General features: G+C 71.4%; 11 protein-coding genes and 2 tRNA genes. 4 read left to right on the forward strand and 9 right to left on the reverse strand.

The genetic code is table 11. The features are described from left to right. Window positions 1–124: 124 nt before the first annotated feature. Window positions 125–2,752, reverse strand: coding sequence for a valine--tRNA ligase (locus RNC47_RS34020; RefSeq protein WP_311604495.1), 2,628 nt, complete (start codon window positions 2,750–2,752; stop codon window positions 125–127). 146 nt (window positions 2,753–2,898) lie between these two features. On the opposite strand from RNC47_RS34020, the gene RNC47_RS34025 reads away from it, so the two are divergent. Further along, complete coding sequence (locus tag RNC47_RS34025) at window positions 2,899–3,987, forward strand: hypothetical protein (protein WP_311604496.1); 1,089 nt, start codon at window positions 2,899–2,901, stop codon at window positions 3,985–3,987. A 78-nt stretch (window positions 3,988–4,065) separates the two neighbouring features. Here RNC47_RS34025 and clpX read toward each other — a convergent pair whose 3' ends face one another. From clpX to RNC47_RS34050, 5 genes are all read right to left on the reverse strand, one after another. Continuing rightward, window positions 4,066–5,361, reverse strand: coding sequence for an ATP-dependent Clp protease ATP-binding subunit ClpX (clpX, locus tag RNC47_RS34030; RefSeq protein WP_132930608.1), 1,296 nt, complete (start codon window positions 5,359–5,361; stop codon window positions 4,066–4,068). 249 nt (window positions 5,362–5,610) lie between these two features. Next, window positions 5,611–6,261, reverse strand: coding sequence for an ATP-dependent Clp protease proteolytic subunit (locus tag RNC47_RS34035; protein WP_311604498.1), 651 nt, complete (start codon window positions 6,259–6,261; stop codon window positions 5,611–5,613). A gap of 64 nt (window positions 6,262–6,325) precedes the next feature. Continuing rightward, on the reverse strand, window positions 6,326–6,940 hold the full coding sequence (locus tag RNC47_RS34040) for an ATP-dependent Clp protease proteolytic subunit (protein ID WP_387098982.1): 615 nt from the start codon (window positions 6,938–6,940) through the stop codon (window positions 6,326–6,328). Between the two features lie 212 nt (window positions 6,941–7,152). Next, window positions 7,153–8,559 (reverse strand): trigger factor, encoded by a 1,407-nt coding sequence (gene tig / locus RNC47_RS34045; RefSeq protein ID WP_311604499.1) that lies wholly within the window; start codon window positions 8,557–8,559, stop codon window positions 7,153–7,155. Between the two features lie 102 nt (window positions 8,560–8,661). Next, window positions 8,662–8,738, reverse strand: a tRNA-Pro gene (locus tag RNC47_RS34050). A 128-nt stretch (window positions 8,739–8,866) separates the two neighbouring features. Here RNC47_RS34050 and RNC47_RS34055 point away from each other — a divergent pair. Then, a tRNA-Gly gene (locus RNC47_RS34055) sits at window positions 8,867–8,937 on the forward strand. A 57-nt stretch (window positions 8,938–8,994) separates the two neighbouring features. Here RNC47_RS34055 and RNC47_RS34060 read toward each other — a convergent pair. Continuing rightward, a complete protein-coding gene (locus RNC47_RS34060; protein ID WP_132815626.1) occupies window positions 8,995–9,210 on the reverse strand; it encodes a hypothetical protein in 216 nt (71 codons plus the stop codon). Window positions 9,211–9,716: 506 nt separating this feature from the next. Between RNC47_RS34060 and RNC47_RS34065 the strand changes: the two genes are divergently transcribed. Next, window positions 9,717–10,847, forward strand: a complete 1,131-nt coding sequence (locus tag RNC47_RS34065; protein ID WP_311604503.1) for an acyltransferase family protein — start codon at window positions 9,717–9,719, stop codon at window positions 10,845–10,847. On the opposite strand, the gene RNC47_RS34070 is transcribed toward RNC47_RS34065, so the two are convergent. Both RNC47_RS34070 and RNC47_RS34075 read right to left on the reverse strand, forming a co-directional pair. Beyond that, on the reverse strand, window positions 10,795–11,535 hold the full coding sequence (locus tag RNC47_RS34070; protein WP_311604505.1) for a M23 family metallopeptidase: 741 nt from the start codon (window positions 11,533–11,535) through the stop codon (window positions 10,795–10,797). The genes RNC47_RS34065 and RNC47_RS34070 overlap by 53 nt on opposite strands. A 191-nt stretch (window positions 11,536–11,726) precedes the next feature. Further along, the gene (locus tag RNC47_RS34075; RefSeq protein WP_311604507.1) at window positions 11,727–12,881 is read right to left on the reverse strand and encodes a PP2C family protein-serine/threonine phosphatase; all 1,155 of its coding nucleotides are present in this window, start codon (window positions 12,879–12,881) and stop codon (window positions 11,727–11,729) included. A 128-nt stretch (window positions 12,882–13,009) separates the two neighbouring features. On the opposite strand from RNC47_RS34075, the gene RNC47_RS34080 reads away from it, so the two are divergent. After that, complete coding sequence (locus RNC47_RS34080; RefSeq protein WP_311604508.1) at window positions 13,010–14,242, forward strand: GNAT family N-acetyltransferase; 1,233 nt, start codon at window positions 13,010–13,012, stop codon at window positions 14,240–14,242. The last annotated feature ends 88 nt before the right edge of the window (window positions 14,243–14,330 follow it).

Raw genomic sequence — 14,330 nt, forward strand, 5'->3', positions numbered from 1 at the left:
CCTGCGTCAGCACCCCGATCGCGATCCGGTCCGACAACCGCTCACCCGCAGGCACCCCGACCTGCCCCACCCTCGCCACACCGAAGACAACGAGACACAACTACCTAAGTCACCGGCATTGGGCCTAGGGGAGCCTGGCGAGCTGGGCGGTGATCCGGGCGATGTCGGCCTCCGCGGTGGCGCGCCGGGTGCGGATCTTGTCGACCACGTGGTCGGGCGCCTTGGCCAGGAAGGCCTCGTTGCCGAGCTTGGCGTTGGTGCCGGCGAGCTCCTTCTCGGCGGCGGCCAGGTCCTTGGTGAGCCGCTTGCGCTCCGCGGCCACGTCGATCGCGCCCGACAGGTCGAGCGCGACCGTGACCCCGGCGACCGGCAGGGTGGCGGTGGCGGTGAAGCCGTCGCCGGCCGGCTGGAGGCGGAGCAGCGACCGCACCGCCTCCTCGTGCGCGGCGAGCCCGCTGTCGGCCAGGTCCAGGCTGGCCGGCACCCGCTGCCCGGGCTGGAGGCCCTGGTCGGCGCGGAACCTGCGGACCTCGGTGACGAGCCGCTGGACGGCCTCGATCTCCCGCTCGGCGTCCTGGTCGCGGAAGCCGGAGTCGGCCGGCCAGTCGGCGATGACGACGGACTCGCCGCCGGTCAGCGTCGTCCACAGCTCCTCGGTGACGAACGGGATCACCGGGTGCAGCAGGCGCAGCGTGACGTCGAGGACTTCGCCGAGCACCCGGCGGGAGACCTCGGCGGGGCGGCCGCCGGCGGCGAACGTCGTCTTGGAGAGCTCGACGTACCAGTCGAAGACCTCGTCCCAGGCGAAGTGGAAGAGCGCGTCGCTGAGCTTGGCGAACTGGTAGTCGTCGTAGTGCGCGTCGGTCTCGGCGACGACCGAGTTCAGCCGGGAGAGGATCCAGCGGTCGGTGGCGGACAGCTCCTCGGGCGCCGGCAGCGGGCCCTCGACGGTGGCGCCGTTGAGCAGCGCGAAGCGCGTCGCGTTCCAGATCTTGTTGGCGAAGTTGCGGGAGGCCTGGACCCAGTCCTCGCCGATCGGCACGTCGACGCCCGGGTTGGCGCCGCGGGCCAGGGTGAAGCGGACCGCGTCCGAGCCGTAGGCGTCCATCCAGTCCAGCGGGTTGACCGCGTTGCCGAAGGACTTGGACATCTTCTTGCCGAACTGGTCGCGGACCATGCCGTGCAGGGCGATGGTGCGGAACGGCGGGACGCCGTCCATCGCGTAGAGGCCGAACATCATCATCCTGGCGACCCAGAAGAAGAGGATGTCGTAGCCGGTGACCAGGACGGAGTTGGGATAGAACTTCTCGACGCTCTCGGTGCGCTCGGGCCAGCCGAGCGTGGAGAACGGCCAGAGCCCGGAGGAGAACCAGGTGTCCAGGACGTCGGTGTCCTGGTGCCAGCCCTCGCCGCTCGGCGGCTCCTCGTCGGGGCCGACGCAGACGACCTCGCCGTCGGGGCCGTACCAGACCGGGATCCGGTGGCCCCACCACAGCTGGCGGGAGATGCACCAGTCGTGCAGGTTGTCGACCCACTCGAAGTAGCGGGAGGACATCTCCTTGGGGTGGATGGTGACCCGGCCGTCGCGGACCGCGTCCCCCGCGGCCTTGGCGAGCGGGGCGACCTTGACCCACCACTGGAGGGAGACGCGCGGCTCGACGGTGGTCTTGCAGCGCGAGCAGTGGCCGACGGCGTGCGTGTAGGGCCGCTTCTCGGCGACGATCCGGCCCTCGGCGCGCAGCGCGGCGACGACCGCCGAGCGCGCCTCGAACCGGTCGAGGCCCTGGAAGGGGCCGTGGACGGTGATGTTGCCGCGCTCGTCCATCACGGTCAGCTGGGGCAGCCCGTGGCGGCGGCCGATCTCGAAGTCGTTGGGGTCGTGGGCCGGCGTGACCTTGACGGCGCCGGTGCCGAACTCGGGGTCGACGTGCGTGTCGGCGACGACCGGGATCTCACGGTCCGTCAGCGGCAGCCTGACGGTGCGGCCGACGAGGTGGGCGTACCGCGCGTCGTCCGGGTGGACGGCGACCGCGGTGTCGCCGAGCATCGTCTCGGCCCGCGTGGTGGCGACGACCAGCGAGTCCTCGCCCTCCCCGTAGCGGATGGAGACCAGCTCGCCGTCGTCGTCCTGGTACTCGACCTCGATGTCGGAGAGCGCGGTGAGGCAGCGCGGGCACCAGTTGATGATGCGCTCGGCCCGGTAGATCAGGCCGTCCTCGTAGAGCCGCTTGAAGATGGTGCCGACGGCGCGGGACAGGCCCTCGTCCATGGTGAACCGCTCGCGGGACCAGTCGACGCCGTCCCCGAGGCGCCGCATCTGCCCGGAGATCTGGCCGCCCGACTCGGCCTTCCACTGCCAGACGCGCTCGACGAACGCCTCCCGGCCCAGGTCGTGGCGGGACTTGCCCTCCTTGGCCAGCTCGCGCTCCACCACGTTCTGCGTGGCGATGCCGGCGTGGTCCATGCCCGGCTGCCACAGCGTCTCGTAGCCCTGCATCCGCTTGCGGCGGGTGAGGGCGTCGATCAGGGTGTGCTCGAAGGCGTGGCCCAGGTGCAGGCTGCCGGTGACGTTGGGCGGGGGGATGACGATGGTGTACGGCTCCTTGGCGCTCTTGGCGTCCGCCGTGAAGTAGCCCCGCTCTACCCAGCGCTCGTACAGCTTCCCCTCTACGTCGGCCGGCGTGTACTGCGTCGGCAGATCGGCTGGGGCGGCGTGTCGCCCGGTCGCGGGAGGCTGGGTGTTCTCGGTCACGGCTGAAGTCTACGAGGCCCCGCGGGCCGAGTTCGAATCAGTTCCCGAGGGCTCGGGAGCGGCCCGGGGTCAGATGTACAGAACCGCGTCGCGTCCGAGAGTATGTGCGGAGGCAGTCCTGAGCAGCCTCGCATAAGGGGAAGCAGATGAGTCACAACGAGCCGGGCCCCTACGGGCAGCCAGGTCCCTACGGTCAGCCGGGGCCGCCCCCGCCGCCTGGCGGCGGCTATGGGCAGCCGCAGCCGGCATCGCCTGGCGGCGGCCACGGGCAGCAGTCACCGCAGCCGGCGCCGCCCCCGCCGCCCGGTGGCGGCTACGCGCAGCCGCAGCCGCCGAACCCCTACGGGCAGCAGCAGCCGGGGGGCTACGGGCAGCAGCCGCCCCCGCCGCCGGGTCCCTACGGGCAGCCGCCGCAGCCCGGCGCCTACCCCCAGCCCGGCCAGCCGGCGCCGCCCTACGGCGCCCCCTCGCAGGGTGGCGGCGGCCGCAAGAACCGGACCGGGCTGATCGCGGCGGCCGTCGTCGTGGCGCTCGCGGTCATCGGCGGCGGCGCGTTCCTGCTGGTCGGCGGTGACGACGAGGAGGACGGCGCCGGCGGCGGGGACGGCACCCGCTACCAGCTCGCCCTGCCCGAGACCACCGGCGACTTCACGCTGGCCGCCCCCGCGTCGAGCACCCAGGACATCTCCGAGGAGGAGCTGGCGGCCGCCGGCATGGCGGAGGCCGAGGGCACCACCGGCACCTACCTCGGCGGCGTCACGCCCGAGGAGCTCGCCGGCATGCAGGACCTGTCCGAGCTGGGCGACCGGGTGATCAACAGCATGCTGGTCGTCGGCATGTGGGGCGCGGTGGAGGACCCGGAGGCGGCCGTCGACGCGCTGCTCGCCTACGGCGCGTCCGAGGGCGTCGCCGACCAGGGCGGCGCCGAGCTCACGCTGATCGGCGAGCCGCAGGAGATGAACCCCGAGGGGCTCGACGGCGCCGTGATGAAGTGCCAGCAGGGCTCGGGCGTGGAGCCGACCACCGAGCAGACGATCCAGATCCCGCTGTGCGTGTGGGCCGACGACAGCACCGTCGGCATCGCCGCCGTGCAGCGGCAGAACGCGACCGGCGCCACCGTCGAGGCGCCGCTGGAGGAGGTGGCCCAGTACACCGCGCAGGTGCGGGCCGACGCGCTGCAGCCGATCGACGAGGGCGCCGAGGGGGCCCGCGAGGACACCGGCACCCAGGGCTGACGCTGCACCCACCACGAGGGCGGGGGCCCGACACCGGTCAGCCGGTGTCGGGCCCCCGCCCTTCGTCGTGGTCCGCCCTCAGGCCGTCTTCTCGTGCGGAGGCACCGAGCCGCGCTGCTTGGCGAGCCGGGACCGCGGCACCAGCGTCGGGTTGACGTTGGACCTGACCACGTCCTCGGTGATCACCACCTGGCCGACGTCGGGCCGGGACGGAACCTCGTACATCACCGACATCAGCACCTCCTCGATGATCGCCCGCAGCGCCCGGGCGCCGGTGCCGCGCAGGATCGCCTGGTCGGCGATGGCCTCCAGCGCCGGCAGCGTGAACTCGAGCTCGACGCCGTCGATCTCGAAGAGCCGCTGGTACTGCTTGACCAGCGCGTTCCGCGGCTCGACGAGGATCCGCAGCAGCGCCTCCCGGTCCAGGTTCTGCACGGAGGTGATCACCGGCAGCCGGCCGATGAACTCGGGGATCATGCCGTACTTGACCAGGTCCTCGGGGAGCGCCTCGCGCAGCAGCTCGGCCGAGCCGCGGTCGCGCTTGGAGCGGATGTCCGCGCCGAAGCCGATGCCGCGGGCGCCCGACCTGGCGCGCACGATCTCGTCGAGGCCGGCGAAGGCGCCGCCCACGATGAAGAGCACGTTGGAGGTGTCGATCTGCAGGAACTCCTGGTGCGGGTGCTTGCGCCCGCCCTGCGGGGGCACCGCGGCGGTGGTGCCCTCCAGGATCTTCAGCAGGGCCTGCTGGACGCCTTCCCCGGAGACGTCCCTGGTGATCGACGGGTTCTCGCTCTTGCGCGCGACCTTGTCGATCTCGTCGATGTAGATGATCCCCTGCTCGGCCTTCTTGATGTCGTAGTCGGCCGCCTGGATCAGCTTGAGCAGGATGTTCTCCACGTCCTCACCGACGTAGCCGGCCTCGGTGAGCGCGGTGGCGTCGGTGATGGCGAAGGGGACGTTGAGCATCCTGGCCAGGGTCTGGGCGAGCAGCGTCTTCCCCGAGCCGCTGGGGCCGAGCAGCAGGATGTTGGACTTGGAGAGCTCGATGGCCTCGTCCCTGGACTGGCCGTCGGCCTCGCTGGCCCGCACCCGCTTGTAGTGGTTGTAGACGGCCACCGAGAGCGCCTTCTTGGCGTCCTCCTGGCCCACCACGTAGCTCTCCAGGAAGTCGAAGATCTCCCGCGGCTTCGGCAGCTCACCGAGCTCGGACTCGGAGGACTCGGCGAGCTCCTCCTCGATGATCTCGTTGCAGAGCTCGATGCACTCGTCGCAGATGTAGACCCCCGGACCCGCGATGAGCTTCTTCACCTGTTTCTGGCTTTTGCCGCAGAACGAGCACTTGAGCAGATCGCCGCCGTCACCGATGCGTGCCACGAGGTGCTTCCCCTTCGCCTGCGCACCGCCGGGGAGACGGTGCACTCGTGCTTGCCTGAAGACGACGGTACCTTGTCGCCCCGGCGGATAGGCCCCCCTTGACGGGAATCCCCGGTGCCGGGGCCTTCCCGCCCAAAGGGGGCGGCCAGTCGTTCGTCTCGGTTGTCGCCTGTTGTGTGTTACTGGGTCGTACGGTGTGGTGCCAGGTGGTGCCTTGTGGCACGGTGTGACGCGGCCGGGCGGCCGCGCTCAGACCGCGGTGGTGGAGCGGGTGGTCACGATCTGGTCCACCAGACCGTAGCTCACGGCCTCCTCGGCGGTGAGGATCTTGTCCCGCTCGATGTCGTCGCGGACCTGCTCGATCGGCGTGTTGGAGTGCTTGGCCAGCATCTGCTCGAGCTGCACCCGCATCCGCTGCACCTCACGGGCCGCGATCTCCAGGTCGGAGACCTGGCCGCGCCCGGTCTCGCTGTACGGCTGGTGGATCAGGATCCGCGCGTTGGGCAGGGCCATCCGCTTGCCGCGGGTGCCGGCCGCCAGCAGGACCGCGGCGGCGGAGGCCGCCTGGCCCATGCACACCGTCTGGATGTCCGGCTTGACGAACTCCATGGTGTCGTAGATGGCGGTCAGCGCGGTGAACGAGCCGCCCGGGCTGTTGATATAGATCTGGATGTCGCGGTCCGGGTCCATCGACTCCAGGCACAGCAGCTGCGCCATCACGTCGTTGGCCGACGCGTCGTCGATCTGCACGCCGAGGAAGATCACCCGCTCCTCGAAGAGCTTGGCGTACGGGTCGTACTCGCGCACACCCTGCGAGGTGCGCTCGACGAAGCGCGGGACCACGTAGCGGCCCTCGGCGCGGAGTCGGTCGTAGATACCGGAACCGGGGATGTTGTTCATCTTCTCTCTACCGCCTTGGTGTTGGGCTGCGATCGGGGCTGTGGTCGGCCGGTGGTGCCGGCGATCAGGCGCCCGTGCCGCCGCCGCCCGTGATGTCGGCGGCGCTGGTGATGACCCGGTCGAGCAGGCCGTAGTCCCTGGCCTCCTCGGCGCTGAACCAGCGGTCCCGGTCGGCGTCGCGCTCCCACTGCTCCTCGCTGACACCCGAGTGCTGGGCGGACAGCTTCGCCATCTTGCGCTTGGTCCGCAGCAACTGCTCCGCGTGGATCTTGATGTCCGAGGCGGAACCGGCCAGGCCGGCCGAGGGCTGGTGGATCAGCACCTCGGCGTTCGGCAGCGCGAAGCGCTTGCCGGGGGCGCCGGCGGTCAGCAGGAACTGGCCCATCGAGGCGGCGAGGCCCATGGCGATGGTGACCACGTCGTTCTTGATGTACTGCATGGTGTCGTAGATCGCCATGCCGGCCGTGATCGAGCCACCGGGGCTGTTGATGTAGAGGAAGATGTCCTTCTCGGGATCCGCGGCCAGCAGCAGCAGCTGGGCGGTGATCCGGTTGGCGATGTCATCGTCGACCGGCTGCCCGAGGAAGATGATCCGCTCGTCGAGGAGCCGGTTGTAGACCTGATCGCCGAGGCCGCCGTGCGTTGGCTCCGCCATGGCGGAGGGCTTCATGAGCGTCACGTATCCACCTGCTCATTCTCATAACGGCCCGGCTTTCGCCTGACCGTCGCTCGACATCTGGGTTGTACCTAGGGACCCTAACGCGCGGTGCTGACGGACCCATCCCGACCAGGGAACTGTTCGCTGTGAGCGCAGGGTGGCGCGTCGACGGCGCCGCACCCGGGGAGCAGAGGGGGCCGGACGCGCCTCGCGCCCGGCCCCTGATGCCCTGCTCAGTCCTGCGACTTGGCCTCGGACTCGCCCTCGCCGGCGGCCTCCGACGCGCTCTCGGCGGACTCGGTGGTGGCCTCGGCGGCCTCCTCGACCTCGTCCTCGTCGAGCCGGACCTCGTTGCCCTCGGAGTCGGTGACGGTGACCGACTCGACGACGGTGGCCAGCGCCTTGCCGCGGCGGACCTCGCCGACCAGCACCTGGACCTGGCCGCCCTCGACCACGGCCTTGGCGAACTGGTCCGGGCTCATGCCGGACGACTGCGAGCGGCGCACCAGGTGCTCGGTGAGCTCCTCCTGGCTGACGCTCAGCTTCTCGACCTTGGCGATCTCGTCGAGCACGAACTGGGTGCGGATGCCCTTCTCGGACTGCTCCTTGAGCTCCGCGTCGTACTCCTCGGCCGTCTTCTCCTGGAGCTTGAGGTAGCCCTCGAGGTCCATGCCGAGCTGGGCGAGCTGGTGGTGCTCCAGGTTGTGCTTGCGGGTCTCGATCTCGTCCGCGAGGAGCTTCTGCGGGATCGGCACCTCGACCAGCTCGAGCAGCGCGTCGAGGACCTTCTCCTGGGCCTCGGTGGCCTGCTGGTACTTCTTCTCCTCGGCGAGCCGCTCACGGTGCGAGGCGCGCAGCTCGTCCAGGGTGTCGAACTCGCTGGCGAGCTGGGCGAAGTCGTCGTCGAGCTCGGGCAGTTCGCGGGCGGAGACGGTGGTGACGGTGACCGAGATCTCAGCCTCGCGGCCGGCCGCGGAGCCGCCCTTGAGCTCGCTGGTGAAGGTGGCGGTGGAGCCGGCCTCCAGGCCGATGACCGCCTCGTCGAGCCCGTCGAGCATCTGCCCCGAGCCGATGGTGTAGTCGACGCCGTTGGCGACGCCGTCCTCCAGCACCTCGCCGTCGACCCGGGCCTCCAGGTCGATCTTCACGACGTCGCCGTCGGCGGCGGGGCGCTCGACCACGGTGGTGGAGGCGAAGCGCTCGCGCAGCCGGTCGACGACCTCGTCCACCTCCTCGTCGGCGACCTCGACGGCGTCCACCGTCACGGAGATGCCCGAGTAGTCGGGGATGGTGATCTCGGGGCGGATGTCGACCTCGGCCGTGAAGGTCAGCAGCTCGTTGTCGCGGAGCTCGGTGATGTCCACGTCGGGCTGACCGAGCGGGCTGAGGTCACCCTCGGTGACCGCCTCGGTGTAGAACTTGGGGAGCGCGTCGTTGACGGCCTCCTCCAGGACAGCCCCGCGCCCGAACCGCTGGTCGATGATGCGCGCCGGGATCTTGCCCTTGCGGAACCCGGGCACCTGGACCTGCTGGTTGATCTTCCGGTACGCCGCGTCGAGGCTGGGCTTGAGCTCCTCGAAGGGCACCTCGACAGTGAGCCGAACCCGGGTGGGGTTTAGGGTCTCCACGGCGCTCTTCACGGTAGGTCTCCTTGGGGCTGACATCTGGGGAGGTTGCGAGCTGATCCTGTGCGGCGGCCGGGTGGCGGACACACTGCGGCCGAGCAGGCTACTCATAGTACGTGGTCGGGGTGGCCGGATTCGAACCGACGGCCTTCCGCTCCCAAAGCGGACGCGCTACCAAGCTGCGCCACACCCCGCCGTGGTCGTGGCTCACGACGCGCCTCGTAGCGTACAGCGCCCCACGCGGGGTCTTTCCCCGGTTCGGCCAGGACGACGCGCTGGTACGATGCTGCCCGTGCCGGAACGCGTGTTGGTCCGGCCGAGCGCGGGCGTAGCTCAATGGTAGAGCCCTGGTCTTCCAAACCAGCTACGCGGGTTCGATTCCCGTCGCCCGCTCAGCCGGGCCCGGCTCCCCTCGGGGGGCCGGGCCTTCGTCATGGCCGGCCGTGGCGGTCAGTCGCCCGAGCTGTTGATGGAGTCGTCGACGTCGTTGACACCGTTGGTGATCGACGTCAGGAAGTCGTTTATGGGGTCGGCGGCGCCCGTGGAGGCGAGGGAGAAGCCGAAGAGGATCGCCACGATGGCCGGTCCCCACCTTATGGCGCCGCCCCGGATCATGAAGAACATGATCACTCCGAACAGCAGGGCCAGGGAGAATGAGATAACCACAACAGATCACACCTTCGAGAGGTCCGCCTCGCTCCGTTCAGGGGCTTGACCACGGCCGCCACACCCCCGCTGGGACCATCGTGCCATCAACTGGGCCTCTCGTGGAGGGCGATGACGCCGTGTCCGGCCACGTCACACGCTCGCCGGTCACCCTGGGTACCGAGGCGGCCCGTTACCCGCCCGTTAGCTCTCGGACCGCTTCGCACCGCGAATTCACCGCCGATCTCACGGGAGTTCGCCGATAGTCGGAGCGCCCCGCTCGAAATCCCATTCCCGGGCTGCGAGTCCGTGGCGACGGGGCGACAGGCGCCGGTCGATACGCCCCATTTACGCCGGGCACATCCCCTCATTCCGGGCATGGGAGGGGTGACATCTCGGCCACTCCCCCGAAAGTCCCATGGATTTTCACGGAATGGTTTCGAATCCCCGACGTGATCACCTGGCGTCGCGCGGCATGCCGGCGGGTGAATTTACGGAGGCGACGGGGAAGCGCTATCGTGCGGACAATGTTGCACGTCCGTAATCAAGAAGCCTCCCTGCCCGCGGCTCGGGCCACGGCGGCCGACCCCCCACCGACGGTCACGGACGGTCCACCTCGGGTCAAGCCGCGGGACCCCTACTTCGACAACGCCAAGTACCTGGCGATCGTGCTGGTCGGTATCGGGCACGCGTGGACCCCACTGCGCGGTGACTCGCGCACCGCCGCCGCCCTCTACGACTTCGTCTACACCTTCCACATGCCCGCGTTCATCCTGCTCGCGGGCTACTTCTCACGCGGCTACACCGGCCGCCCCGAACAGCTCAAGCGCCTCATCACCGGCATCGGCCTGCCGTACGTGCTGTTCGAGGTCGGCTACATCCTGTTCAAGCGCTGGGGTGACGACGACCCGGACTACCCGTTCAGCCTCCTCGACCCCTACTACGTCACCTGGTTCCTGATCGCGCTCTTCGTCTGGCGGCTCACCTCGCCGATCTGGCGGGTCGTCCGCTGGCCGCTGCCGATCGCGCTGGTGATCGCGGCCCTCGCGTCCGTCTCGCCGCACCTCGGGGACGACCTCAACATCCAGCGGGTGCTGCAGTTCCTGCCGTTCTTCGTGCTCGGCCTCATGCTCCGGCCCGAGCACTTCGAGCTGCTGCGCCGGCCGTTCGCCCGCCCGCTGGCGGTGGCGGTGCTCGCGGTCGGTCTGGCCGTCGCGTTCTGGGTCTCGCCCCAGGTGGAGCACAGCTGGTTCTACCGGACCAACAGCGCCCAGGAGATGGGTGCCGACGCCTGGGCCGGGGTGGCGGCCACGCTCGGCCTGTTCGCCGCGGGCCTGGTGCTGACGGCGGCCTTCCTGGCACTCGTGCCGACCCGCGCCACCTGGTTCACGGCGCTCGGCGCCGGCACCATCTACGGCTACCTCCTGCACGGGTTCATCGCCAAGGGCTCCCGCTGGTGGGACTGGTACGAGGCGGGCTGGGTCGGCACCCCGGCGGGCCATGTGGCCGTCACCCTGATCGGCGCCGCCGTCATCACCGCGCTGTGCACGAGCCCGGTGCGGCGGGCCTTCCGCTTCCTCGTGGAGCCCTCGATGGACTGGGCGTTCACGCAGGAGGCGCGGCGTCCCGCGAGCCGGCGGCCGGTGCGGTCCGGCTGACCTCGCCCCGCTCGTCGACGGCGACGCCGTGGGCGGCGAGGTAGGCGATCGGATCGACGTCGGTGCCGTAGGCGCGGCCGGCCCGTACCTCGAAGTGCAGGTGCGGGCCCGTGCTGTTGCCGGTGTTGCCCGAGTCGCCGATCCGGGTGCCGCCCTCGACCGACTGCCCGGCGGTGACGGCGATCTCGTCGAGGTGGGCGTAGAGGGCGAACCGCCCGTCGGCCATCCTCGTCACCACGTGCCTGCCGTAGGAGCCGGAGTCCTCGGCGACCAGCACCGTGCCGGGGCCGACGCTGTGCACCGGGGTGCCGACCGGGGTGGCGAAGTCCACGCCCGTGTGGTGCCCCGCGGCCCAGCCGCCCGGCTGGGCGTAGCGCGCGGTCATCGGGAAGCCGGTGACGGGGCTGGTCCAACCGCCGGGCGCCTCGGTCGTCTCGGGGCGGCCGGCGTCGAAGACGGGCAGCGGCCCCGACGCGGCGCGCCGCGCGGCGCTGGGCGGGCCCGGATGGGCCAACGTCCGGACGTCGGGCGAGTGTTGCGGCGCGCGGGCCGGGAGGGCGCGCTCGCCGGGCTCCTGCCCGGCCGCCGTGACCGTCCAGGGGCCGACGAGTACCACGGCGCCCAGCGTGGCGCCGCCGAGCGCCCGGCGGGCGAGCCGGGCGGGGACGCTGGTCCGATGTCGTCTCATGGAGTGGCTCATGGCTCCGAGCCAACGCCCACCCGGCGGGTCCCGCATCCGCCGCGACGCCGGTCGCACCGCCGATCGGCGCACAGCGCCGCGCGCCGGACCCCGCTCATCGGCGCAGTTCAGCTCGGCCTGTCGGGGCGTCAGCGGCGCGTGGGCACATTCCGCCCCGCCGGGTGACCCCCCGCCGCCGGCTACTCGCGACCGATGATCAGCAGGGCGCGGTCGTCGTTCACGTCCTTGGCCACCGACTCGATGAGATGCCAGGCGGCGCCGCGGAAGCCGGTGGTGACGTAGCGGTCGGCCTCGCCGGTCAGCCGGTCGATGCCCTCGGAGATGTCCCGGTCGGAGCGCTCCACCAGGCCGTCCGTGAAGAGCATCAGCACGTCGCCGCGGCGCAGCGTGCCCTTGGCCGGGTGGAACTCGGCGCCGTCGTAGACACCGAGCAGCGGCCCCTCGGCGCTGACCTCCTCCCAGCGGCCGGTGCCCGCGTTCAGCTGCACGGCCGGCAGGTGGCCGGCCGACAGCAGTTCGAAGTCGCCGGTGTCCAGGTCCAGCACCAGGTGGGCGGAGGTGGCGAAGCCCTCGTCCCAGTTCTGCCGCAGCAGGTAGCCGTTGGCGGCGGGCAGGAAGGAGTGCGGCGGCAGCGAGCCGAGCAGGCCGCCGAAGGCGCCGGAGAGCAGCAGCGAGCGGGAGGCCGCGTCCATGCCCTTGCCCGAGACGTCGGTGAGCACGACCTCCAGGGTGCGGCGGTCGGGGCCGGTGCGGGCGGCGACCACGAAGTCACCGGAGAACGACTGCCCGCCGGCCGGCCGCAGCGACACCTCGCGGTGCCAGCCCTTGGGCAGCGGCGGCAGCGCCCCCTGGGCGCGGATGCGTTCGCGCAGGTCGAAGAGCATGGTGCCGCCGCGCCGCCAGGGCACGCCGACCCGGCTGCGGAACTGGGCTATCAACAGCCCGGTGAGGGCGACGGCCGCCACCACCAGGATGGTGCCGGGGGTGACCGGGTCGGGGACGCCGCGGCCGGTGTCGATCAGCGCCGTCTCCATCACGAGGGCGGTGGCGACGACGGCGTACAGGCCCAGCAGGCTGGCCGGGCGCAGCAGCAGGCCGCCGGCGACCAGCGGCAGGACGAGCGCCTCGGGCGGGCACCATTCCGGCCAGGCGACGGTCGCCAGGCTCAGCAGCGGGACAGTGGCGAGCAGGGCGCCGAAGGCCCACCAGTCGGAGGTGCCGCCGCGGAAGTAGTCGACGGCCGAGCGGCGCAGCCGGGTGCGGACGCGGTGCACTGCCTTCTGGGCCTGGTGTCGTCGGGCCCTCCTCGGTGCAGTCTCGCTGCCGCGTGCCATGACCAGGGACCTTATCCACCCGTTCGGTCGCGCGTCGAACCTTTGCCAGGTTCGGATACGTGTACGGGACATTCGGGGGTGGGGAAATTGTGTCGCCCGGCACTGACCGCGCTGATAGGCATGGTGATATGACGATTGAGCTGCGCGGTCTGCGGGACAAGGAGTGGGATGCCTGGTTCGCCGGGCTCGAATGGGCTTTCGGCGGGGTGTCGAAAGCGCCCGAGGAACGTGCGCTCTGGCAAGAACTGACCGAAATCGATCGGTCCCTCGCGGCCTGGGACGGCGACCGGAGCGTCGGCTCCTTCAGCTCCTTCTCCTTCCGGATGACGGTACCGGGCGGCACCCCGGTGCCGACCGCCGGCGTGACGATGGTCAGCGTCGCCGCCACCCACCGGCGGCGCGGGCTGCTGCGGCGGATGATGCGGTCGGCCCTCCAGGGCTTCCACGAAGCGGGCGAGCCGCTGGCCGCCCTCACCGCGTCCGAACAGCAGATCTACGGGCGCTTCGGCTACGGCGTCGCGACGCGCGCGATGCGGGCGACCATCGACACGGCACGGGTCCGGGTCGCCCCGCCGGCCGGCGCCGACGACCTCACCCTCACCGTCCTGCCGCCGGCCGAGGCCGCGGCGCGCTGTGAGGAGCTGTACGCGCGCCTCGTCCCCACCCGGCCCGGCATGCTGGCGCGCCAGCCCGGCTGGGAGAAGCTGCCGCTGCTCGACCCGCCGCGCGAGCGGGACGGCGCGTCCGAGCTGCGCTGCGTGCTGGCCGAGCGGGACGGCGAGCTGCTCGGCTACGCCCGGTACGCGCTCAAGCCGCAGTGGGAGGCGACGGTGCCCGACGGCACCGTGCTGGTCCGCGACCTGATGGCCGCCGAGCCGGCGGCGTACGGCGCGCTGCTGCGCTTCCTGTGCGAGACCGACCTGATGTCGACCGTGGTACTGCGGGACCGTCCGGTGGACGACCCGCTGCTCCACCTCGTCTCCGACATCCGCCGCTGCCAGCTGCGGACCATCGACCGGCTCCATGTGCGGACCGTCGACGTGGGCGCGGCGCTCGCGGCCCGGACGTACGCGCGGGAGGTGGACGTGGTGCTGGCGGTCGAGGACGAGCTGTGCCCCTGGAACACGGGCCGCTGGCGGCTGAGCGGCGGCCCCGAGGGGGCGGTGTGCGAGCGGACCACGGACCCGGCGGACCTCTCCTTCGAGCACGTGCGGGCGCTGGGCGCGGCCTACCTCGGCGACGCGTCGCTGGCGGCGCTGGCGGGGGCGGGCCTGGTGCGGGAACTGCGGGGCGGCGCGTTGGCGCCGGCGGCGACGGCGTTCTCCTCGGCGGTGGCGCCGTGGCTGCCGCACGGTTTCTGACGGGCCCCCCTGGCGGGGGGAGGGCCCCGAAGGGGCGCGCGCCTGGCGGGGCGGGGGCTGCCTCGGCGCTTGGCGCGGGGGTTTTCCC

This window comes from Streptomyces millisiae (genome assembly GCF_031845425.1).
Classification (GTDB): Bacteria; Actinomycetota; Actinomycetes; order Streptomycetales; family Streptomycetaceae; genus Streptomyces; species Streptomyces millisiae.

Coding starts and splice junctions, on each gene's coding strand:
- RNC47_RS34025 (WP_311604496.1), top strand. CDS start 2,899: ATGAGTCACAACGAGCCGGGCCCCTACGGGCAGCCAGGTCCCTACGGT.
- RNC47_RS34035 (WP_311604498.1), bottom strand. CDS start 6,261: ATGAACAACATCCCCGGTTCCGGTATCTACGACCGACTCCGCGCCGAG.
- RNC47_RS34065 (WP_311604503.1), top strand. CDS start 9,717: ATGTTGCACGTCCGTAATCAAGAAGCCTCCCTGCCCGCGGCTCGGGCC.
- RNC47_RS34070 (WP_311604505.1), bottom strand. CDS start 11,535: ATGAGACGACATCGGACCAGCGTCCCCGCCCGGCTCGCCCGCCGGGCG.
- RNC47_RS34075 (WP_311604507.1), bottom strand. CDS start 12,881: ATGGCACGCGGCAGCGAGACTGCACCGAGGAGGGCCCGACGACACCAG.
- RNC47_RS34080 (WP_311604508.1), top strand. CDS start 13,010: ATGACGATTGAGCTGCGCGGTCTGCGGGACAAGGAGTGGGATGCCTGG.